At 61.7% G+C, this 21,795-nt stretch carries 20 protein-coding genes; 10 read left to right on the top strand and 10 right to left on the bottom strand.

Annotated elements, in window-relative coordinates; genetic code table 11:
- Positions 1-110: 110 nt before the first annotated feature.
- The gene (paaZ, locus tag E7T06_RS02120; RefSeq protein WP_136364202.1) at positions 111-2,177 is read left to right on the top strand and encodes a phenylacetic acid degradation bifunctional protein PaaZ; all 2,067 of its coding nucleotides are present in this window, start codon (positions 111-113) and stop codon (positions 2,175-2,177) included.
- 98 nt (positions 2,178-2,275) lie between these two features.
- On the opposite strand, the gene E7T06_RS02115 is transcribed toward paaZ, so the two are convergent.
- Together E7T06_RS02115 and E7T06_RS02110 are read right to left on the bottom strand one after the other, a co-directional pair.
- Positions 2,276-2,788, bottom strand: coding sequence for an SRPBCC domain-containing protein (locus tag E7T06_RS02115; RefSeq protein ID WP_136364201.1), 513 nt, complete (start codon positions 2,786-2,788; stop codon positions 2,276-2,278).
- Complete coding sequence (locus E7T06_RS02110; RefSeq protein WP_136364200.1) at positions 2,785-3,132, bottom strand: metalloregulator ArsR/SmtB family transcription factor; 348 nt, start codon at positions 3,130-3,132, stop codon at positions 2,785-2,787. The genes E7T06_RS02115 and E7T06_RS02110 overlap by 4 nt, the downstream gene beginning before the upstream one ends.
- Before the next feature lie 162 nt (positions 3,133-3,294).
- On the opposite strand from E7T06_RS02110, the gene E7T06_RS02105 reads away from it, so the two are divergent.
- The 4 genes from E7T06_RS02105 (at position 3,295) to E7T06_RS02090 (ending at position 6,439) form a co-directional block, all read left to right on the top strand.
- On the top strand, positions 3,295-3,609 hold the full coding sequence (locus E7T06_RS02105) for a hypothetical protein (RefSeq protein ID WP_136364199.1): 315 nt from the start codon (positions 3,295-3,297) through the stop codon (positions 3,607-3,609).
- 243 nt (positions 3,610-3,852) lie between these two features.
- On the top strand, positions 3,853-4,722 hold the full coding sequence (locus E7T06_RS02100) for a metal ABC transporter substrate-binding protein (RefSeq protein ID WP_276605542.1): 870 nt from the start codon (positions 3,853-3,855) through the stop codon (positions 4,720-4,722).
- Positions 4,719-5,576: a metal ABC transporter ATP-binding protein gene (locus E7T06_RS02095; protein WP_136364197.1), complete on the top strand. Its 858-nt coding sequence runs from the start codon at positions 4,719-4,721 to the stop codon at positions 5,574-5,576. Before E7T06_RS02100 ends, E7T06_RS02095 begins: the two co-directional genes overlap by 4 nt.
- Positions 5,576-6,439: a metal ABC transporter permease gene (locus E7T06_RS02090; RefSeq protein ID WP_136364196.1), complete on the top strand. Its 864-nt coding sequence runs from the start codon at positions 5,576-5,578 to the stop codon at positions 6,437-6,439. Before E7T06_RS02095 ends, E7T06_RS02090 begins: the two co-directional genes overlap by 1 nt.
- 93 nt (positions 6,440-6,532) lie before the next feature.
- Here E7T06_RS02090 and E7T06_RS02085 read toward each other — a convergent pair whose 3' ends face one another.
- The 4 genes from E7T06_RS02085 to E7T06_RS02070 all read right to left on the bottom strand — a co-directional run bounded on the left by E7T06_RS02085 (position 6,533) and on the right by E7T06_RS02070 (position 11,499).
- Positions 6,533-7,420 carry a BadF/BadG/BcrA/BcrD ATPase family protein gene (locus E7T06_RS02085; RefSeq protein WP_136364195.1) on the bottom strand — a complete coding sequence of 296 codons (888 nt, stop codon included), beginning with the start codon at positions 7,418-7,420 and terminating at the stop codon, positions 6,533-6,535.
- Positions 7,421-7,485: 65 nt separating this feature from the next.
- The gene (locus tag E7T06_RS02080; RefSeq protein WP_136364194.1) at positions 7,486-8,586 is read right to left on the bottom strand and encodes an ABC transporter permease; all 1,101 of its coding nucleotides are present in this window, start codon (positions 8,584-8,586) and stop codon (positions 7,486-7,488) included.
- A 43-nt stretch (positions 8,587-8,629) separates the two neighbouring features.
- Positions 8,630-9,601 carry an ABC transporter permease gene (locus tag E7T06_RS02075; protein WP_136364193.1) on the bottom strand — a complete coding sequence of 324 codons (972 nt, stop codon included), beginning with the start codon at positions 9,599-9,601 and terminating at the stop codon, positions 8,630-8,632.
- A 155-nt stretch (positions 9,602-9,756) separates the two neighbouring features.
- Positions 9,757-11,499, bottom strand: a complete 1,743-nt coding sequence (locus E7T06_RS02070) for an ABC transporter substrate-binding protein (RefSeq protein ID WP_136364192.1) — start codon at positions 11,497-11,499, stop codon at positions 9,757-9,759.
- Positions 11,500-11,653: 154 nt separating this feature from the next.
- On the opposite strand from E7T06_RS02070, the gene E7T06_RS02065 reads away from it, so the two are divergent.
- The 3 genes from E7T06_RS02065 to E7T06_RS02055 are packed head-to-tail and all read left to right on the top strand — an operon-like array spanning position 11,654 to position 14,492.
- Positions 11,654-12,496 (top strand): GntR family transcriptional regulator, encoded by an 843-nt coding sequence (locus tag E7T06_RS02065; RefSeq protein WP_168733320.1) that lies wholly within the window; start codon positions 11,654-11,656, stop codon positions 12,494-12,496.
- Between the two features lie 41 nt (positions 12,497-12,537).
- Positions 12,538-13,497, top strand: a complete 960-nt coding sequence (gene murQ / locus E7T06_RS02060; protein WP_136364191.1) for an N-acetylmuramic acid 6-phosphate etherase — start codon at positions 12,538-12,540, stop codon at positions 13,495-13,497.
- The gene (locus tag E7T06_RS02055; RefSeq protein WP_136364190.1) at positions 13,494-14,492 is read left to right on the top strand and encodes a serine hydrolase domain-containing protein; all 999 of its coding nucleotides are present in this window, start codon (positions 13,494-13,496) and stop codon (positions 14,490-14,492) included. Before murQ ends, E7T06_RS02055 begins: the two co-directional genes overlap by 4 nt.
- A gap of 152 nt (positions 14,493-14,644) precedes the next feature.
- Here the strand turns inward: E7T06_RS02055 and E7T06_RS02050 are convergent, their stop codons facing one another.
- Complete coding sequence (locus tag E7T06_RS02050) at positions 14,645-15,040, bottom strand: HU family DNA-binding protein (protein ID WP_019008439.1); 396 nt, start codon at positions 15,038-15,040, stop codon at positions 14,645-14,647.
- Between the two features lie 316 nt (positions 15,041-15,356).
- On the opposite strand from E7T06_RS02050, the gene E7T06_RS02045 reads away from it, so the two are divergent.
- Both E7T06_RS02045 and E7T06_RS02040 read left to right on the top strand, forming a co-directional pair.
- Positions 15,357-17,576, top strand: coding sequence for an APC family permease (locus tag E7T06_RS02045; RefSeq protein ID WP_168733326.1), 2,220 nt, complete (start codon positions 15,357-15,359; stop codon positions 17,574-17,576).
- Between the two features lie 105 nt (positions 17,577-17,681).
- Complete coding sequence (locus E7T06_RS02040; protein WP_136364188.1) at positions 17,682-18,302, top strand: hypothetical protein; 621 nt, start codon at positions 17,682-17,684, stop codon at positions 18,300-18,302.
- Between the two features lie 32 nt (positions 18,303-18,334).
- Here E7T06_RS02040 and E7T06_RS02035 read toward each other — a convergent pair whose 3' ends face one another.
- From E7T06_RS02035 to E7T06_RS02025, 3 genes are all read right to left on the bottom strand, one after another.
- On the bottom strand, positions 18,335-19,582 hold the full coding sequence (locus E7T06_RS02035; RefSeq protein ID WP_136364187.1) for a cytochrome P450: 1,248 nt from the start codon (positions 19,580-19,582) through the stop codon (positions 18,335-18,337).
- Positions 19,579-20,220 carry a TetR/AcrR family transcriptional regulator gene (locus tag E7T06_RS02030; RefSeq protein ID WP_136364186.1) on the bottom strand — a complete coding sequence of 214 codons (642 nt, stop codon included), beginning with the start codon at positions 20,218-20,220 and terminating at the stop codon, positions 19,579-19,581. The genes E7T06_RS02035 and E7T06_RS02030 overlap by 4 nt, the downstream gene beginning before the upstream one ends.
- A gap of 203 nt (positions 20,221-20,423) precedes the next feature.
- The gene (locus E7T06_RS02025) at positions 20,424-21,704 is read right to left on the bottom strand and encodes an AMP-binding protein (protein WP_136364185.1); all 1,281 of its coding nucleotides are present in this window, start codon (positions 21,702-21,704) and stop codon (positions 20,424-20,426) included.
- Positions 21,705-21,795: the final 91 nt, after the last annotated feature.

Below are 21,795 nucleotides of genomic sequence, written 5' to 3'. Positions count from 1 at the left end.
AAAGCTGAGCGCCTGCAACGGTACTCAGAGCTGCGGTGGAGTTCAGACACAAGCCCACGACTTTAGTCGCGGGTCATTGACTTAAAGACCAATCACCCAAAGGACACTCCATGACACAATCCTCCACCCAAATCCGCCCTATCCAGGTCGCCTCTTTCGTCTCCGGGCAGTGGCACGCAGCGAGCGGCGGGCAGGAAATTCGCGACGCTTCGTATGGGCAGCCTGTGGCCTACGTCTCGTCTGAGGGCGTAGATTTCGGCGCGGCCTTGCACTACGGACGCACGGTGGGCGGGCGCAATCTTCGCCGCACGACCTTCCATGAGCGGGCGCGGATGCTGCGGGCATTAGCCGTGTACCTGAATGAGCGCAAGGCCGAATTCAACGCCCTGTCTCACCTGACCGGGGCCACCCGCCGCGATAATTTAGTCGACATCGATGGCGGCATCGGCACGCTGTTCAGCTATTCCAGCATGGCGCGGCGCGATTTGCCCGACCAGAAGTTTTTTGTAGAGGACGACGTGAACCCGCTGGGCAAGGGCGGCACGTTTTTTGGCCGTCATGTGATGGTGCCGCGCGAAGGCGTGGCCCTGCATATCAACGCGTTCAACTTTCCGGTGTGGGGCATGCTGGAAAAGATTGCGCCCAACCTGATCGCGGGCGTGCCAGCCATCGTCAAACCCGCCTCGCAAACGTCGTATGTAACCGAAGCGGTGGTGCGGGCCATCCACGAATCGGGGCTGTTGCCGGAAGGCGCACTGCAACTGATTTGCGGCTCTACGGGCGATATTTTTGACCATCTGGAAGAACAGGACACCGTGACTTTCACCGGATCTGCAGCCACTGCCAGCAAACTGAAAGTGCATCCGAACATCGTGCGGCGCGGCGTGCCTTTTAATACCGAAGCCGATAGCCTGAACTGCATTGTGCTGGGCGAAACGGTCACGCCCGACGCACCGGAATTTGGCCTGTTCGTGCGCGAAGTGGTACATGAAATGACCTCCAAGGCGGGCCAGAAATGCACTGCCATTCGCCGCGTGATCGTGCCCGAAAACCGCGTGGAAGATGTGACAGCGGCGATCCGCGAGCGCCTCAGCGGAATTACGATGGGTGACCCTTCCCGCGAAGAGGTGCGGATGGGGCCACTGGTGGGAGCCTCGCAGCGAGACGACGTGGTGGGTGTGCTGGCGCGGCTGAGTGCTGAAGCTGAACTGCTGATTGGCGGTCAAGTGCAGCCCGAACTGTTGGGCGGCGACTGGGTAGCGGGCGCATTCATGGCCCCGGCCTTGCTGCTGGCCCACGATCCCCTCAACGCCCACGCCGCGCACGAACTGGAAGCGTTTGGCCCGGTGGCGACGCTCATGCCCTATACCGGAAGCGACATGGCCGCCGAACTTGCCCGCATGGGGCGCGGCAGTTTGGCGGGCAGCATCGTGACGCATGACCGGGATGAAGCCCGCGAGCTGTTTTTTGGTATGGCGTCGGCACACGGGCGCATTCTGGTGCTCAACCGCGATGACGCGAAGGAAAGCACCGGGCACGGTTCGCCGCTGCCTCAGCTCAAGCACGGTGGCCCCGGACGGGCAGGCGGCGGCGAGGAACTAGGCGGGCTGCGGGCCGTCAAGCACTACCTCCAGCGCACGGCCCTGCAAGCCGATCCCACCACCATGACTGCCATCACGGGCGAGTACGTACGCGGCGCAGCGGTGCGGGAAGACACGGTGCATCCCTTCCGCAAAAATTTTGAACAGTTGCAAGTCGGAGACAGCCTGCTGACCCCCCGCCGCACCGTCACCGAGGCCGATGTGAGCGCCTTCGCGGGCTTATCGGGAGACCGTTTTTATGCCCACACCGACGAAATTGCTGCCCAAGACAGCCTCTTCGGAAAACGGGTGGCGCACGGCTACTTTGTACTGAGTGCGGCGGCGGGTTTGTTTGTAGACCCCGGCGTGGGGCCAGTGCTGGCAAATTACGGTCTAGAGAATCTGCGTTTTACCGAGCCAGTGGGCTTTGGCGACACCATCCGCGCCCGCCTAACGGTGCAGAGCAAGACTGCCAAGGAAGCGCGGGAAGGTGAAACGCCGACAGGTGTGGTGAAGTGGCATGTGGACGTGACCAACCACAATGACGTGCTGGTGGCGACCTACAGCATTTTGACGTTGGTGGCTAGGGGCGATTAGGAGTCTGTGGGAACCGATTAAACAGCCGGGGCGGGTGCTTCCGGCTGTTCTATTGTGTTATTCATGGCTCAGAGTTCGCGACTCAAAGTTAAACTTATTCAGCCCGCTGCCACCGCCGCCAAATGCGCCTCCAGTTGAGCAAAGCTGCCTGCGAATCCTTGCTCCATGTTGGCCCGGAAGCCGTCAAACATGGCCTGTTCTTCGGGCGTGGCGTCCAGTGGTGCGCCCTGCAAGGTCAGGTGAGTCTGGCCGTTTTCTTCGGTCAGGGTCAGCGTGGTCATGATTTGAAGGGGCCAATGCTCCGAGAAAGGTGCTCGGGCAATCTGGCCCTCTGCATCGGCAAAAGCACTGACAAAGACGATGCGGGACGGAGGTTCCAATTCACGGAAGATCAGCAGCGCCTGCATCACGTTGCCGTCGGGCGTGGTTTGCTGATACAAAAAGCGTCCGCCGGGGCGAATATCGGCGCTGACCACGCGTAGGGGCACACCGGGCGATCCCCACCAGCGGGCCAGATGATCGGGGTCTGTCCATGCCTGAAAGACCAGTTCGCGGGGGGCATTGAACACACGGGTCAGCGTCAGTTCTGGGTGGGCGGTTTCGGTGGTCATGGGGTATCTCCTTTCTGCTGGGCCAAGAGGTCGGCCAGATGTTCTTCCAGACGGTCAAGCCGCCCAGTCCAGAGGGTTTGGAACGTGGCCGCCCAGTCGTAAATGGGCTTCAAGGCCGCCGCATTCAGCGAATACAGCCGCTGCTGACCCACGCCCCGCACCTGCACCAACTCCACTTCCTTCAGCACGGCCAAATGCTTGGAAACGGCAGGCTGACGCAAATTCAGAGTGGTGGCAAGGGCATTGACCGACAGCTCCCCTGCTGCCAGCACGGTCAGGATTTGGCGGCGCTGCGCCTCGGCTACGGCATTAAACACATCCGAAGTGGTGGGCGAGCGGGCCATGCGCCTAATATATTCCTTTATCAGAATATATTCAAGGGTGCCCCATACAGCGGCAACTTCTCACCCCAACCTCAATTGTGAGGGAACTCCCTAGGATCATGAACTCTGAATGTGAGGTGAGAGATACAGTTGCACTTTGACCCTTTCAGGCACGCTGTACAAGTGACTTCCAATGTGATGATTTCTGCCGACTCAGACGCCGCCTTACTGCGGACGTTGGCAGGTTCACGCATGGGCGGAGCCTCGCTGCCGACAGCAGACGAATTGGGTCAGTGTGTGCGGCCCTTCTTACCCGTGTTGTTTGCCTTGGCAGACCGGGCAGGCGTAGCAGACCGGGAAGCCGCCGTATTTGCCATGCTGGACGAGGTTCAGCACTGGTGTCACTGCTGGGAATCTACGGGCTTGCCTGCGCGGGCATGGGTCGTCGGTATGGCGCAAAAGCGGTTACGGCAATATCAACTGAGCAATCAACATTAAAATGTTGACCTGAGTAGGTAGGTTCTAGAGAGCCAACTCAACTTGAAAGCGTCGGCCTCACAGCGGCGCTTTTTGTTGGCTGCCAAGTTCGGAAGTTGGCCCACGAACGGCTCTTTTACCGCCAAAGAATGAAGCTTTCGAGCTTGACAAAAGAAATATTTTAGGGCAACCTAAATTATGAGTTCTTCGTCCAGAGACATTCGGTTGGCCGCCCCAAAGTCTCGATCTTTTGCACTACTAGGTTTGACCCTGCTTGTGGCTTCAGCATCAGCCCAAAACACTTCTAGCGGCAAAAAAACGGTACTGACAACATTTACGATCCTTGCCGATATGGTCAAAAACGTGGCGGGCGATAAGGTCAACGTGGTGTCTATTACCAAGCCCGGCGCAGAAATTCATGGGTATCAGCCGACGCCCAGCGACCTTGTGCGGGCCACCAAAGCCGACCTGATTTTTGACAATGGCCTGAATCTCGAATTGTGGTTCGAGCGGTTTCAGCGCAACCTGAAGGGCGTGCCGCGAATCACGCTGACCCAGAACATCACACCGGTGAATATTGCGGGCGACGCCTACCGGGGCAAACCCAACCCGCACGCTTGGATGTCACCCAAAAACGGCCTGATCTACGTGGAAAACATTCGGGCCGCGTTGGTCAAGCTCGATCCCAAGAACGCAGCGACCTTTAACGCCAATGCCAAGGCGTACAGCGCCAAACTCGCGGTGCTGGACAAGACCCTCAAAACTCAACTGGCGACGTTGCCGACTGGCACGCGAACCCTCGTGACCTGTGAGGGAGCCTTTAGCTACTTGACCCGCGATTACGGCCTCCGCGAAGCGTACCTGTGGCCCGTGAACGCCGAAAGTCAGGGCACGCCCCGGCAAGTGCAGGGCGTCATAGACACGGTTCGCAAACTGAAAGTGCCCACCGTGTTCTGTGAAAGCACCGTATCGCCCGGCGCGATGGAGCAGGTGGCGCGGGAGGCAGACACCAAGTTTGGCGGCCTGCTGTATGTAGATTCACTCAGCGATGCACGCGGCCCGGTGCCGACGTACCTGAAACTGCTGCAACACGATGTAGACACGATCTTACGTGGCTTAAAGGGGAACAAATGACCGCTTCCGTCTTGTCTAATACCGCCGGAACGGGCACGACTCAGCCCATTCCCAGCCTCAGCGTAGAAGGCGTGAGTGTGGCCTATTCGGGCGGACAAGTGGCCCTACGCGACGTGACCCTGCACCTGAATGCAGGCACCATTTGCGGACTGATCGGACTGAACGGCGCAGGCAAAAGCACCTTGTTCAAGACCATCATGGGGTTTTTGCCTACGCGTCAGGGGCAAGTGCTGGTACATGGGCAGCCGGTGCACATGGCGCAGCGCGGCGGCCTCATCGCATATGTGCCGCAAAGCGAAGAAGTGGACTGGACTTTTCCGGTGAGTGTCGAAGACGTGGTGATGATGGGCCGCTACGGGCATATGGGCCGCCTGCGCCGCCCGTCTCGCCACGACCGCGATGTCGTGACCCACAGCCTGAACCGCGTGGGCATGATCGACTTCCGGGGACGCCAAATCGGAGAACTGTCGGGCGGGCAACGCAAACGCGCTTTCTTGGCCCGCGCCCTGGCCCAAGAAGGCAAATTGCTGCTGCTGGATGAGCCTTTTGGTGGTGTGGATGCCAGCACCAGCGACACCATCATGGGCCTGCTGCGCGACCTGCGGGATGAAGGCCACACCGTGCTGATCAGTACGCACGATTTAGGCAGCATCGAAGCCCTGTGTGACACAGTGGCGCTGCTGGCGGGCCGCACCGTGCTTGCCAGTGGCCCCACGCGGGAAGTCTTTACGCCCGAAAATCTGGGCCGGGTGTTTGGCGGCCTGCCCATGCTGACCCCAAACGGGTCTGTGGTAGTGACCGGAAGCCAACCCAAATCACCCAACCCTAGTCCAACAAACACTGGGGCCAACTGATGGAAGTTCTAACAACTTTACTGGCCCCGCTGCAATACGATTTTATGCTGCGGGCGCTGGGGATCAGTGCACTGGTGGGAGCTGTCTGTGCCGTGCTGTCGTGCTTCGTGACCCTCAAAGGCTGGTCACTGATGGGCGACGCTGTGTCTCACGCCGTACTGCCGGGCGTGGTGCTGGCTTACCTCGTGGGCGTCCCCTTCATCGTGGGTGCGTTCGTGTTCGGGCTGGGCAGCGTTACGGCCATCGGGTTTATTCAATCGCGTTCCCGAGTCAAGGAAGACACCGTGATCGGCGTCGTCTTTACCGGACTGTTTGCGCTGGGATTGCTCCTGCTCTCCAAAGTGCCCAGCGACGTGCACCTCAGCCATATCCTGTTTGGCGACGTGCTGGGCATCCGGGATACCGATGTGATTCAGACCATCATCGTGGGCGTCATTGCGCTCATTTCCATCATGGTGCTGCGAAAAGACCTGATGCTGTTCGTATTCGACCCCACGCATGCCCGCTCCATCGGCCTGAATACCACGTTTTTGCACTACGCGCTGCTCACGATTTTGGCCCTGACCATCGTGACGGCGCTGCAAACAGTGGGCGTCATTTTGGTGGTCGCCATGCTCATTACGCCCGGTGCCACCGCCTACCTGCTGACCGACAAATTTAACCGCATGATCTGGATCGCGGTGGGCTGCGGCGTGCTGTCTAGCCTTTTGGGAACCTATTTCAGCTACTTTTTGGATGGTGCCACTGGCGCGTGCATCGTGCTGATGCAGAGCCTGTTTTTTGCTGCCGCCTTCCTGTTTGCGCCCAAGCACGGGCAACTGGCATTGGCGCGTCAGCGGGTGCGTGACCAGAGCGCCGCATAAGATAGACACGTTTAATTCTCAACAGCAAAGCTCAGGCCACTGCATCGGCCTGAGCTTTGTCCTTGCTTATCCTCAAGGCAGACTCTTTCTCGTTCACTCCCCTGCCAACACCGCCGCTGTTCTGGCCGCTGCTTCGGCGTGGTTGCGCTGCTGTACCACCGCACCGGGCAAAGCACGGGTCAGCAGCGCAGAAAACAAGGGGCTGACGCGCAGTGCGCCGCCTGTGACGGTAACGGGCAACGTCCCCACCCGTGCCCGAACCCGCCGCGCCAACTCGGCCAACGCTGCCGCCGAAGCGTCCAGAATCGCCAAAGCATCGGCATCGCCCCCATCGGCGGCGCGGCCTACGGCGGGGGCCAGACGGGCAATGGCAGACGCGCCGGGAGCAGCGTAGGCAAACGCCCGCAGGCTGTGCCAATCCAAGCCCCCGGTGATGGCTGCAAGCTCCCGTGCCAAGACGGTATCGGGCACCCGGCCCGAATCCAGCGCGTCGGTGAGGAGGCGTAGGGCCGCCCGGCCTATGCTGAAGCCGCCGCCTTCATCTCCTAACAAGAAGCCGCGCCCACCTGCCCGCACCACCGCACCGTTTTCTGCGACATGGTAGGCGATGCTGCCCGTGCCTGCATAAACCAAAATACCGGCACCGGGGCGCAAATGGGCGCGGTAGGCCAAGTCCAGATCGCCTTCTACACCCACCCGTTCGGGAGACATATTGAGTGCTGTAGCCAGCAACACTTTGACTTCTGCGGCGCGGGCAGAGTTGGTACTCAGGCCCGGCATTCCGGCGTGCAGAGCGTCAGGGTGGCCGGGCAGGGCGGCGGCCAATGCAGCCAAATTCGCCGCGCCCACCTCTGTGGCCAGCAGCGCGGCGGTCAGCGGCGGCGTCATTCCTGAAGCCACCGTGACGCCGCCGCGCACCAGCACCCATTTGGTACCGCTGCCGCCCGCATCGAGGCCCAACAGCAAGGGCGAGCGGGTCAAAAAATTACCGGGAATAGGGCTGAAGATAGAGGCATTTGGGGGTAGTGTAAGGCAAAACCAAGTTGCTAGCGGCTTTGGGTATCCGCCGCATCCCGCAGGGCATCACCGAAAAAGTTGAAGGCCAGCACCGACAGGAAAATGAGCAGGCCCGGAGCCAGCAGCCACGGACGGCCTGCCAGCGTCTCGAAGTTGTTGGCTTCCTTGAGGAGCAAGCCCCAACTGGTCATGGGTTCCTTGATGCCTACGCCGAGAAACGACAGCGTGCTTTCTCCGATGATGTAGCCCGGCAGAGCGAGGGTGGCCGACACGATCAGGAAGGAACTGAGATTGGGAATGACGTGGCGCAGGATGACGCGCAGATCGCGCACGCCGAGCGCCTGAGCCGCCGCCACATACTCCAGTTGCCGCGCCGCCAGCACTTGCCCGCGCACCACCCGCGCCACACTCGCCCAGCCGATCATCGCCAACACCGCCACGATACCCGCGTACACCCACGTAGACGGCCAACGCGCCGGAACGAGAACGCTGATGGCGAGCAGAATCGGCAAGCGCGGAAAGCTGAGCAGTACTTCTACGACCCGCTGAATGATGTCGTCGGTGCGGCCCCCGTAATACCCGCTGAGGCCGCCCATGACGATGCCGATGCCGAAGGAAATCACTACGCCCAGCACGCCTACTGTGAGGCTGACTTGGCCGCCGACCAGCATGCGCGACAGCAAATCGCGGCCCAACAGATCGGTGCCGAGCGGGAAGAAGAACTGGCCTTCAGGTACGCCGAACAGGTGAACGGTGGCCGGAATGCCCAGCATCCGGTAAGGCTCGCCGCGCACGAATAGGCTGATGTACACGGGGTTTTCGCGGTCTATGACATTGGTGCGGGCAAAGGTAACGGGATCGCGGCCCTGCTTGACGCCGTATACGAAAGGCCGCGACAGCTTGCCCTTGTGCACCATATGCACGGCTTGCGGAGCCTGATAACTGAAGGCTTCGTGTTGGGTGGTGACCGAATACGGCGCGAGGAAGGGCGAAAACAGCGTCACCAGATAGAGAATCAGCAGCATCCAGCCGCCCACCACGCCCAGCCGGGATTTCCGGTAGCGCCGCCAAGCCAACGCCAGCGGCGAAGGCACGCGGGCCACACCAGCAGGAGCAGAAACAGCCGTCACAGCCCCGCTCCCCACGGCGCATAATCCACGTTCCACACACCGGTCATGAGTACCTCACCCGTGGATCAGACCACGCCAGCAACAAATCCGACAGCAAATTGCCCAGCAGCAGCAACACAGCGCTCATCATCAGCAGGGTCAGGGCCATGTATTGGTCTTTGTTCAGCAGGCTGGTGTACAGCATCGGCCCGATGGTGGGCAGGTTCAGCACGATGGAGGCGACGATGGTACCGCTGATGAGGGCGGGCAAACTGAGTCCAGCGAGGCTGATCATAGGGTTGATGGCGTTACGGACGGCGTGCCGCCAGATCACTTTTTGCTGCGTCAGGCCTTTGGCTTTGGCCGTCCGCACGTAATCCTGCGTCAGCACATCCAGCATCGAGGCCCGCATTTGGCGCATCAGACCCGCCACACCCTCCAGTCCAATGGCAATGACCGGAATCCACAGGTGATTCAGCAAGTCCAGCACTTTGGGCCAAGACCAAGGCGCGTCTATGTATTTGGAACTGAGGATGCCGCCCACGTTGGTGCCGCCCAAGCTCAGAACGAAGGCCACCAACAACAGCGACGCCAGAAAGTCGGGCACGGCCAGCCCGATGTACCCGAAGAAATTGGCGATTTGTGCGCCGAGGCCGTTACGGTTGAAGGCCGTGTAAATGCCGAGCGGCACAGCCACCAACCAACTGACCAGCAGCGTGAGGCCCGAAATGAGCACTGTCCAGCCCAACAGTTCTCCGATGACGCTGGTCACAGGGCGGTTTTGAAAGAAGGAATAGCCGAAGTCGAAGCGGGACACCACGCCCCACAGCCAGCGCAAATACTGCACGGCGGCGGGCTGATCGAGGCCGAGTTGCCGCCGAATCGCGTCGGCGGTAGCGCGGGTAAACCGGGGGTCTTCTAGGTACTGATCGGTAAAATTGCCGGGTTGCAGCTTGATGACGGCAAAGCACACCACGCTGATGATCAGGATGGTGGGAATCATGCCCAGCAAGCGGCGCAGCGTGTAGGTCAGCATTGCGGGCGGTGGAGTGTGGGTTGTGGGGCGTGGAGAGACATCTGAAACTCCTTTGGGAGTCAAAACGGGGCGCGTGCGCGGGACGGGCGCTGTTCTGCCCTTTCACACGCCACGCGCCCCGAATTGACCTCTAGCAGCTAGCCTGACTGTCGGCCTTACTTCTGAAAAATAAGTGGGACGGGGTTGTAGCCCGGAATGACGCCGAGGTTGTAGATGTAGTTGCCGTATTTGTTGCTGACCGCGCCGATGTTTTCGGGCTTAGCCAGTGGCGTGACGGGCAGATTTTGGGCGAAAATAAGCTGCCAGCGGGTGTACAACGCCTTGCGGGTGGAGCGGCTGGTGGTGGTGGCTGCGTCGTTGAAGATGGCGTAGATTTCTTTTTCCCACGCAGCCATTTTCGCCAGATTGGGGGTTCCGCCGTCGACAGCGGGCTGCAAGGTACGGTGCCAGTAGTACAGCGCCCCGCCGGGTTGCCAGATGGGTTTGCGGAGTTCGGGGTCGGGCTGATCGCCAAAGGCGTGCAGGATCATTTCCCAGTCGCCGCTTTGCCCTGTAGACAGGAGTTTGCTGGACAAAATGCCCTTGAGGTTCACCTTCACGCCCGCCTTGGCAAAGTCGCTTTGGATAATGGCGGCAATGGCCGGGTACACGCTGGAATCGGTGCCGTAGGTCAAGTCGAATTCTAGATTTTTGCCGCCGGAGAGGTTGCGGATGCCGTCGCCATTGGTGTCGCGGATGCCGAGAGCGTTCAGGGCCGTGCCCACTGCCGCGATATTGAAGTTGCCGAGTTGCGGCTTGGTGTTGGCGTACCAATCTTTGTTGACCGGGGCCACGCCGTGACCGGGCAGGCTGGCGAGGCCGTTGTACACCGTATCGATGATGCGCTCGCGGTTCAGTGCGCCCTGCATGGCGCGGCGGAAGCGCACGTCGCTGAACAGTTTGGCGAGAGTCGCGTCTTTGGCATCAAAGTTGTAGGCCACGAAGGGCGGGCTGCCGAACAGGGCGGTAGAACGGAAGACCTTAAAGGCCGCGCCCGACACTTCTTTTTGCTTCAGGTCGGGGAACTGTGCGCCCGTAATGTTCAGTTGATCCACGTTGCCCGCCAAGAACTGGGCCACTTGCGCCTGTGGATCACGAATAATCAGGTATTCCACGGCGTTCAGGTAGGGCAGCTTGGTGCCGTTGGCGTCTACTTTCCAGTAGTTGGCGTTTTTGGTCAGGGCCACTTTTTGGCCTGCCGTGTAGCTAGCAAGCTTAAATGGCCCGGTGCCCACAATGTCGGCTGGGGCGGTGTTGCTGGGCCACACGTTGTTCACGGCTGCGCCTTTGGCATTGCCAAATTTATGCTGCGGCATAATGAAATACCGCTGCTGAAGCAGGAACGCAGGGGCGGCGCGGGGCAAGACGAACTGCACCGTGTAGGCGTCCACCTTCTTCATTTCTACGGGCTTGCCGTCCAGTTTGAAGTTACCCGGATCGCCCGCCCGCGCTTCGGGATTCATGATCAGGTTTTCGTAGGTGTACATCACGTCGTCGGCGTTGAAGGCTTGCCCGTCGCTCCATTTCACATCTTTACGAAGTTTGAAGGTGTAGGTTTTACCGTCGCTACTGACAGCCACGCTTTCGGCCAAAGCGGGTTCGAGCTTGTACGTAGACAGGTTGAATTCCATCAGACCGTCGAACATCTGCTGGGCCACCAAGCCGAGGTTACTGTCGATGACGCCGTAGTAATTCAGGCTTTGGGGGCTGTCACCGAGGGCGAGGGTGTAGGTGCCGCCCGCTTTGCCATCGACGATACCTAGAGAGCCGTACCCAGTTACTTTTTTGGGCGCAGCGAGGGCAGACCCGGCGAGGGAGAGCGTAATCAGGGCCAGCGCGGTCACGGAACGTTTGAACATAGACAGCCTCCAAAACAGGGGTTGGGCAAGCAGCGTGCAGGAATTGTGGAATTAAGCCCCTCTAGACTAATACCACTTGCTATCCACTTGCAAGCCCCTGACAAGTTTTGGCCCAGTGGTTGCGTAGAGGTGCGGAAGTGGTATGGTCTAAGCTATGACCGCTGTGCTGCCTTGGGTGATTCCGCTGGACGCGGCCAGTGCTACGCCCGTGTACGTGCAGGTGGCGCAGGGGCTAGAGCAGGGCATCGGGGCCGGGGCCATCCGCCGGGGCAGCGCCCTGCCCGCAGAACGGGAGTTGGCCCACACACTCGGCGTTTCGCGGGTCACGGTGCGGCAGGCGTTGGCGGTGCTGGCCGAGCGCGGCTTGTTGGTGCGGCGGCACGGCAGCGGTACGTTTGTCAGTTCGGCAGAGGTGAGTCCAACCCAGCAAACCGACTTGCCAGAGGATTCAGGCCAGCACGCAGCCTCTGGACTTGCTTCGCGCCCACTTGGACTTCTGACCGGATTCAGCGACGATATCCGCTCTAGGGGCCTCATTCCGGGGGCACGGGTGCTGCGGTTCGAGCGTGGGTATCCCACACCGCAAGAAGCTATGACGCTGGCGCTTTCACCCACAGAGGGCGTGATCCGCTTGCGCCGATTGCGAACAGCCAGCGGCGAACCTTTGGCGGTAGAAGACAGCACCTTGCCCGCCGCCCTCGCCGGAGACCTGACGCTGGACGCCGTGACAGACGCCAGTTTGTACGCCCTACTCGCGGCGCGTGGCCTGCGCCCCCACCGGGCCATTCGGCATTTGCGGGCCGTCAACGCAGATGCCGAACTGGCCGCGCTGCTGGACATCGCCCCCGGCGCGGCCCTGATCGCCACCGAGCGCGTGTCTTGGACGGCGGCAGGACGACCGATAGAACACGCCCGCGCCCACTACCGGGGCGACCGATACGACTTTGTGATGGAGTTGCAGGGCGGCCAAGAAGGGGAGTCTGAACGTGGGGGATAGAGCGTGCAGCGTAGAACGTGGAACATGGAGGAACAGACCAAATGACGTTTGAGCCAGCGCAGTTGACCGAACAGAACGGCACCGATCCGACTGACCAAGACCCGCGCCGTACCGAGCGGGTGCATCCTGACCACGCCGACCTTGATCTGCTGGACGCTGCCGCGCTGGTGCGGGTGCTGGTGCTAGATCAGCAAGACGCGCTGAATGCGGTGCAGGCCGCCGCCCCAGCGTTGGCGCGGGCCGTAGAAGCCGCACTGAGCCGCCTAGAGGCAGGCGGGCGCTTGGTGTATGCAGGCGCAGGCACCAGCGGGCGCTTGGGCGTGCTGGACGCCACCGAACTGACGCCCACCTTCTCTTGGCCGCCAGAGCGGGCCGTGCCCCTGATCGCGGGCGGCGAGCGGGCTATTCGGCAGGCGGTAGAGGGCGCGGAAGACGATGAGGAAGGCGGAGCAAGCGACGTGCGGGCGGTACAGATTGGCCCGCTGGACGTGTTGATTGCGGTGGCCGCCAGCGGAACTACGCCGTATGCCCTCGGCGCGGTGCGGGCGGCAAGAGAAGCGGGGGCGCTGACGATTGCGTTGGCGAACAATCCCGGTACACCACTGCTGCGCGCCGCCCACTGCCCCATTGTGTTGGACACTGGCCCCGAAGTGATCAGCGGCAGCACCCGCCTGAAAGCCGGAACCGCCCAAAAAATCGCGTTGAACACGCTGTCGAGCGCCCTAATGGTGCGGCTGGGCAAGGTGTACGGCAATCTGATGGTAGACGTGAAATCCACGAACGCCAAGCTGGAAGACCGAGCCGTGCGGTTGGTGCGCCACGCCACAGGTACAGACGAAACCACCGCGAAAGCTGTGCTGGACAACGCTGGAGGCAGTGTCAAGACAGCTTTAGTTATGCTGCGGCTAAAGGTGACGGCGGCGGAAGCCGAAGCACGCTTGGCAGCGGCGGGAGGCCATGCCCGGACGGCACTGGGCGAAACAGGTGAGGTGGACTCTTGATTCCTGACGTTAGTCGCGCCCTGTTGCAGCAAGCTGTGAGTGGGGGCGGAATACCGGGAGCCGCGCTGGGCGTGGTCTGGATGGACGGCAAGCGGGACGTATTGACTCTGGGGCACGCGCAACTTGTGCCGGAAGCCGTGCCGCTGCACCCCGATTTCTGGTGGGATTTGGCAAGCCTAACCAAACCGCTGTTTACGGCGAGGGCAGTCTTGCGGGCGGTAGAAGCGGGCCGACTTGATCTGGATGACCCCCTCTCGGCCCACCTACCTGACCTCGCGTGGATGCAGACCACCCCGCTGAAAGAGCGCACGCTGAGGCAACTGCTGACCCACACGGCAGGCTTGCCTGCATGGTCACCGCTGTACACGTGGGGCGCCGCCACCACCATCCGCGCCCGCTTATTGCAGGAGCCTTGGCAAGTGGCTGAAGCAGGACAAGTCGTCTATTCGGATTTAGGGTACATGCTGCTGGGACGCGTGCTGGAGCGGGTGTATGGGCAACCTCTGCGGGACTTTGCGCTGGACGACGGTCTGACCTTTGCCCCTGACCCAGCCCGCAGCGTAGCGGCTGAACACTGCCTGTGGCGGGAGCGGGTGCTGCGCGGCGAAACACACGACGAAAACGCTGCCGCATTGGGTGGAGTGTCGGGCCAGGCGGGGCTGTTCGGTACGCTGGCGGGCGTACTGGCGCAGGCCGAAGCTTTGTTGCGTGGCGGCTGGCTCTCCCCTGCTGGGCAAGCGGCGGCGGTGCGCCCCCACGCCGAGGGCCGAACCCTCGCCTTCGTGCAGGCCCAACCCGGCTGGAGCGGCGGAAGCCTGTGCAGCCCACAATCTTTTGGCCATACCGGATTTACGGGCACGGGGCTGTGGGTAGACCCGGTGCGCGGCGTGGCATGGGCGCTGCTCACCAACCGCGTTCACCCCACGCGGCATTCCGGCTTTGATATTCAGCGCTTACGGCGGGCGGTGGGGAATACGTTGCTGGCGGGAAATTGAACTGAGCATAGACGTGCAAAGTAGAGGTAGCGATTTCGTAGCGCCTGCGCCCCAGCACTTCAGGCCCTAGTCCTTTAGACCGCCCCTGCCCACCCACCAAAAAACCGGGCCACCCCCACTTGGGAGCGGCCCGGCCAACAGCTCTAAAAGTCTTAGAGGTTGCCCTTCAAGGTGCTGGCGACCTTGAAGGCCACTTTCTTGCCGGCGGGAATCTGGATTTTCTCGCTGGTGCCGGGGCGCACGCCGGTACGGGCGGCGGTGGCCTTGACGCTCAAGGTGCCCAGACCGGGCAGGCCGACACTCTTGCCGCTCTTGACCGCGGTCACGATGACGTCGAGCATGGCGCTGACGGCTTCTTCGCTCTGCTTCTTGGTCAGGCCGGTCTTGTCGGCGATCTGCTCGACGAGTTGGGTCTTGGCGACCTTGTTGCTTTCAGCGGGGGCGGCTACGGCAGCAGCCTTGGCGGGGGCCTTCGCAGCTTTGGGAGCGGCGGCAGCGGGTTTCTTGGCGGGGGCCTTCGTCGACTTTTTCGTCATGGTGAGCAGCATGACATATGAACTGTGCGCTGTGAAGGGGGGGGTAGGGTGGGGAAAGCCCACTGACACGCCCTTAGAGAAATCCGCAAAAATAAAACGACGTGCAGCACGCTCTTTTTCGGTTTCGGGCCGTTTTCTTGAGCGAGGCTAAAGAATGCCGTTGTGGTGGGCTTTCCCACTGTTTGGCCCAAGTATTAAGGCGGGCAAGCGGGCTATTCCGATCAGGGTTGGCCTAGTGCCGCTGCTTCGGCAGAACCGAAAGAGGCAAAACGATGGGGATTATCTGGCCAGTTGGCCAATGCAACCTAGCCAGTTGGCCACTAAGCTGATGGGCGTGCCGGATTCTGCCTCGCCCCCCCCACTTCGCAACGCCCGAACGCCCACCAGCCCGTTTTTGCGCTGGTTTTTAGATACTGGACAGCCCGAAAAAGAAGGCTTTTACGAGGAAGAAGGAGCCGTCAAGTCCCAGGAGCATACGCATCCGTGGTGGAAAGTGATGTGCCTGACGGGTGTGGATTACTTTTCGACGCTGGGCTACCAACCGGGCATCGCGGCGCTGGCCGCCGGGGCGCTAAGTCCGGTTGCGACGCTGGTGTTGGTCTTGGTCACGCTCTTCGGCGCTTTGCCCATGTACCGCCGAGTGGCTGCCGAAAGTCCGCACGGCGACGGCAGTATTTCTATGCTAGAGCGACTGCTGGCGTACTGGCCCAGCAAACTGCTGGTGCTGGCCCTGATCGGCTTTGTCGCCACCGGCTTCGTCATTACCATCACGCTGTCGGCGGCAGACGGCGCGGCCCACCTGATCGAGAACCCGTTGTTGAAAGAGGCGCTGGAAGGCAAGCAAGTGCCCATCACGCTGACCCTGATTGCCCTGCTGGGCGCGGTGTTCCTGAAAGGATTCAAGGAAGCCATCGGGATCGCGGTGGGCATCGTCATTTTGTACATTGGCCTGAGCGCGGTGGTGATCGGGCGCGGCCTGCTGGACGTGGTGGCCGCGCCGCAAGTAATCGGGGATTGGTGGCAAGCGCTGACCACGACCTACCTCTCGCCGCTGGCCCTGATCGGCGCGGCCCTGTTGGTGTTTCCTCGCCTGGCGCTGGGCCTCAGCGGATTTGAGACAGGCGTGGTGGTGATGCCGCTGGTACGCGGCGCAGCGGGCGACACCGAGGCCAAGCCTGCGGGCCGCATCCGCAACACCCAAACCTTACTCACCACCGCCGCCCTGATCATGAGTGTGATGCTGATCGGATCGGCGCTGGTGACGACCTTCCTGATTCCCCGCGCCCAGTTTTGGCCCGCCATCACGGTGACGCGCAACGTCAATGCCGCCGACCTGAACGCTGGCCGCGCCGTCTTCAACATGCCGCTGGACGACCCCGCGCAGCCCAACGAAGTGCATTCCTTGCCTCTGGTGGCCGGAAAGACCGGCACCTACCGTGTGGATGCACAAACGGCGGGCGGCGTGGTGCCCATGACCGTCACCGTCAGGCCCACCGCCGCCTCCGGTACCGAACAGGTCACGGTGGTCAAGCCCGCCGGAGAAGCCAACGGACGGGCGCTGGCGTACCTGGCCCACAAGCGGTTGGGTGAAGGCTTCGGCACCCTCTACGACGTTTCTACCATTCTGATCTTGTGGTTTGCTGGGGCCAGCGCGATGGCGGGCCTGCTGAACATCGTGCCGCGCTACTTGCCCCGCTACGGCATGGCCCCCGATTGGGCACGCGCCACCCGTCCGCTAGCAGTGGTCTTTACCCTGACCAGCGCCCTCGTCACCATCTTGTTTAAGGCCAACGTAGACGCGCAGGCGGGCGCGTACGCCACAGGTGTGCTGGCACTGATGACCTCGGCGGCCATTGCGGTCTTCCTCACCGAACTCCGGCGCAAGCACCGCTGGCCTGCCGCCGCGTTTGCGCTGGTGAGCGTGTTGTTCATCTACACCAGCGCCGTGACCGTCATCAGCCGCCCAGAAGGTCTATATATCGCCCTGATGTTTATTGGGGCCATTCTGGTGTTCAGCGTGGCCAGCCGGGTCAGCCGCAGCACTGAACTTCGGGTCAATTCTATTACCGTTGACGACACCGCCCACCTGATCATGGGCAGCACCAAAGGCCGCCCGCTGCGCCTGATCGCCAACGCGTTAGACGCCGGAGACACTGACGAATACCGCGAGAAGGAACTGGAAGTGCGGGCCGATACCCACCTGCCGGGACGCGACACCGCCACCTTTTTGGAAGTGCAGATTCGGGATGCCAGCTCCTTTAGCGATGATCTGCAAGTCACGGGTCACCATGTCGGGCCGTACCAAATCTTGCGCCTGAAAGGCGCCAGTAGCGTGCCCAACGCTATTGCCGCGTTCCTCTTGTTCGTGCGCGACGAAACGGGTGTACCGCCCCATGTGTACTTCGAGTGGGATGAAGACAGTCCTATCCGCAACGCCCTGCGCTTTCTGATTGCTGGAGAAGGCGACATTCCGCCCCTGACGCACGAGATTTTACGGCAGGCCGAACCCGAACGAAAACGCCGCCCGGTGGTCCACGCGGGAGGATAAAGCAGCGTCAGCGCAGCACAGGCGTAGGCAGTGAGGGGGAAACCGCAAAATGGGTTTCCCCCTCGCCTCACCTTGCCCGCCCCCCGGTTAGGGCACACTACACCTATGAAGCTGCGAACCCTGATTCGTCTGACCGGACTGGTGGAATCGGCCACCCGGACGCCTGAAACCCCTGCACCGGGAGCAGGCGGCGTGCGCGGCGCGGCGCGGCGGGTAGCCGACGTGGTGCGGCAAGATGGCCGCGTGCAGGGGGCGGCAGAGGGCGTGCTGGGGCGCGTGCGGGAAGCCAGAGCGTCGGTGAAGGAACGGGCCGACTCGCGCCTAGAGCAACTGATTTTTGAGCGCCGGGGCAATGTGGTGCCTGACGACGTAGCCGGCCTGCTGGCCCGCCGGAGGCAAGAACGCGAAGCCGAAGCTGCCCGCCTCCGCGCCCGCCAAACCCTGCTGGACACGGCAGAAAACCCGGTACAACGTCAAATCTTAATGTTGGTGGCCCAGACCACCGCTTGGGCAGGCGGCAACACGCCGGAAGCCCTGCGCTACACGCAACTGCTAGACCGATTGGCCCCCAGCGGCAAGGCCGAAGCCGAAATGCCCGTTCACCGGGCGCTGTGGACCTTGGCCGAACGCCGCGTGCTGGCCGTATCGCCGCACGGAGAAGTCACAGCCAGCCTGCCGGAAACGGGGCGGCAATTGGTGAAGGCGGGCACGCAACCGGCAGGGTAAGGAGAGTAGGACTGCGTGGGCAAGGTCAGGGGTTACAGCATCACGGGGAGCGCCTGTAGACCGCGGACAATGAAGCTTTTGCGCCACTGCAAGCCACTCGGCGGCGCAGATAAGCGCAGATTCGGCGCACGCCTCAGCAGGGTTCCTATGGCAATCTGGGCCTCTAAGCGCGACAAGGGCGCACCCAAGCAGTAATGCATGCCCTGACCAAATGACAGGTGCTTGTTGTTCTGACGGCCCACATCCAAAGTGTCGGGGTTCTGAAATACGGCTGGGTCGCGGTTGGCCGAAGCGATGACGGCCAGCACCAGTTCACCCTTTGGAATGCGCGTTCCTGCAAGGATCATGTCCTGTGCGGCGTAACGTTCAGTGGCGGTTTCGGCGGGTACGACGTACCGCACCAGTTCTTCTACGCCAGATTTGATCAAACCGGGATCATCGCGCAGACGGGCCAGTTGGTCTGGGCGGCGCAGCAATTCAAGCACGCCGCTGCCGATCAGGTTCACGGTGGTTTCGTGTCCGGCACTGAGCAGCAAAAACACCATCGCCAAAATCTCATCGTCGGTGAGGTGATCGTGGCTGTCTTGAGCCTGCACCAGCGCCGAAATCAGGTCGTCACCAGGCCGCGCCCGCCGCGTTTTAATCAGCTTGCGGAGATAGCCCACAAAGGACAGCAGCGGCGGAATCAGCAGCGGATTGGGGCTGCCCCCGATGGCGACGAACGCTGTCATGCCCCGGTTGAACGTGGCGTTGTCTTGCTCCGGTACGCCCAAAATTCGGCCAATGATGGTCAGGGGCACGGGTAGGGCGAAATCGGCCACCAAATCCATGTGGCCCACACGCTCGGCCCGGCCGAGTGCGGCGTCGGTCACGGCTTGGGTGAGGTCACGCATCCCTTCCACCCGGCGCGGCGTAAACGCCTGATGCACCAACACTTTCAGGCGGTCATGGTCGGCTCCGTCCAGGCTCAGCAGGTTGCGTTGCAGCGCTCCGAACATCGGCGGCAGCTTGGGCGCACGCTTTAGCTGTTCGGGCGACATAGCATTTTGTTTGTCTTTTACGAACCGCTTGTCATCTTTCAGTACAGCCAGCACGTCTTCGTAGCGTGTGATCAGCCAAGCCCGCTGCTGGCCGCGCAGCTTCAGCGTGACCGGAAACACAGGCGCTTCTTCGCGCAGACGGGCGTAAAACGGAAAAGGGTCGGCCTTGAATGCCGGGTCAGTGATGTTCAGACTCGTCAGGGAATCCAGCGGCACGGTGAGCAGATCGGCGGGAGTCATGCCTGCTCCCGCGTCTGGTCTTGCCCGTGTTCCGGTCTGAAACCTTCCATCAGCAGATCGGCCAGCATTCCCGGCAATTCGGCCCAGTGTGCTTCCAATGTTTCGTCGCCCAACACCCGTTGCAGGAGTAGGCCCAAGATCAAGCTGGACATCAGGCGCACCCGCAGCTTCAGGCGCGGCGCAGAATCTCCATTGTGTCCCGCCCAACGCTCAAATGCCGCCTCGCCGCCCACCAGCATCGGCCCCAACACCTGCGCCGAAAAGCGCCCGCGCAACTCGGGGTTGACCATCATTTCGGACACGATGACCCGGAACCATTCGAAGTTGTCAGCCCCCAGCGCCCGCAGAGGGTGGGCAAGGTAAGCGGCGATGAAGTCGCGCTGACGTAGGCCGGTAAAGCTGGCTGGATCGATATTTTGCTGCGCCCGAGTGCTCATAGATTCAAACAGGCCCAGCAGCAGCGCCGGTTTATTTTCAAAATAGTTGTAAATGGTGCCGTCAGCCACGCCCGCTGCCCGCGCCACATCCCGAATTGTGGCCGGGTGAAAACCTTTCTCGGCGAAGACGGTGGCGGCAGCTTCCAGAATCTGCGTGCGCCTCGCGGCCGCTAGCCCTTCTTGCACAGCATCCTTGACCATTCCGAACCTCCTTGAATTTCCATTCAACTGAATGAATACTCATTCAAAGCTTGACGCAAGAGAGGAGACGTGTCAAGTGGTGGGATGAGTGCGGGCACGTTGCTCACATATCCCCTCTCCTGCAAGGGGCGAGGGGACCGGCTAGAGGGGAAACTTTTCCCGCGACCTGAGCTGCTGAGACGCCCTCCCATCACCCCAATCTTCTACCTTTCCCCCCGCAAATCCGTCACGCGCTTCAGCTTGCCGCCTTCGCTACGGGGCAACGTTCCGGGCGGGCACAGCACGCATTCCACCGTCACGCCCACTTGCGCTTTGATCAGGCGGGCTACCTCATCCCGCAGAGCTGCCCCCTGATCGCTGGTTTCCAGTTGCAGGCGCAGATCGTCGCGGGTTCCGGTGCGCGTGAGGGTGATGTGGTAATGCGGGCTGATCTGGCCCATGCCCAGCAGCACGGCTTCCAGTTGGGTCGGGTACACGTTCACGCCGCGCAGGATGATCAGGTCATCGCTGCGGCCCCGGATCAAGTCCATGCGGCGCATCGTGCGGCCTGTGGCGTTGGTGGCAGGCAACAGGCGCGTGATGTCGCCCGTCCAGTAACGCAAGATAGGCAGGGCGGTGCGCGAAATACTGCTGAGAACCAGCACGCCGTATTCTCCGTCTGGCAGCACTTCGCCTGTTTCGGGATTCACGATTTCGGGATAAAAATGGTCTTCCCAAAGGTAACTTCCACTCTGCTCGGCGGCGTCCTCATTGCTGACGCCAGGGCCGATAATTTCCGACAGGCCGTAAATGTTGGTGGCCCGCACGCCCAGCCGCGTTTGCACTTCGGCCCGCGTTTTTTCGGCCCAGGGTTCTGCACCCAGCACGGCGTACTGCAGGGAAATGTGTTCTGGCCTAAGGCCCCGGCGAGTAAATTCGTCGGCCAGCACGAGGGCGTAACTGGGCGTGCAGGCAATCACTTCAGGCTGAAGGTCAAGGATAAGTTGCACTTGCCGCTCGGTGCCGCCGCCCGAGACGGGCACGGTACACAGCCCCAGCCGCTCGGCCCCGGCGTGCGTGCCTAGGCCGCCCGTAAACAGGCCGTAGCCGTAGGCATTGTGGAACGTCATGCCGGGGCGAGCGCCGCCCGCGTAGAGGCTGCGGGCCACCACTTCGGCAAACACGCCGAGGTCGTTGTCATCGTAGGCCACGATGGTCGCCCGGCCCGTCGTGCCGCTACTGGCGTGGATTCGGCGCAGATCGGCGCGGGGCACGGCGGTCAGGCCCAGCGGGTAGCTGTCGCGTAGATCGGCCTTGTAAGTGAAGGGGAAGCGGGTCAGATCGTCCAGCGTCTTCAGGTCGTCCGGAACGAGGCCCGCCGCCCCGAATTTGGCGCGGTAGGGGGGCACGTATTCCCACTGCCGCGCCACCATCGTTTGTAGGCGCGACAGTTGCAGAGTGCGGAGTTCAGGGAGCGGCAGGGCTTCTAGGTGGGGTTGAAACATGGAAAACCTCGGTGGAGAGAGGGTGGAGTTGGAAGGTGAACCTCCCGGTGCTTTGCAACGCCCCCCCTGAGCGGGGAGGACAAGTGCTCTT

This window comes from Deinococcus sp. Arct2-2 (genome assembly GCF_004801315.1).
In the GTDB taxonomy this organism is placed as follows: Bacteria; Deinococcota; Deinococci; order Deinococcales; family Deinococcaceae; genus Deinococcus.
Note: the sequence above shows the minus strand (reverse complement) of the source record. Positions and strands in the feature narration are given on the sequence as shown.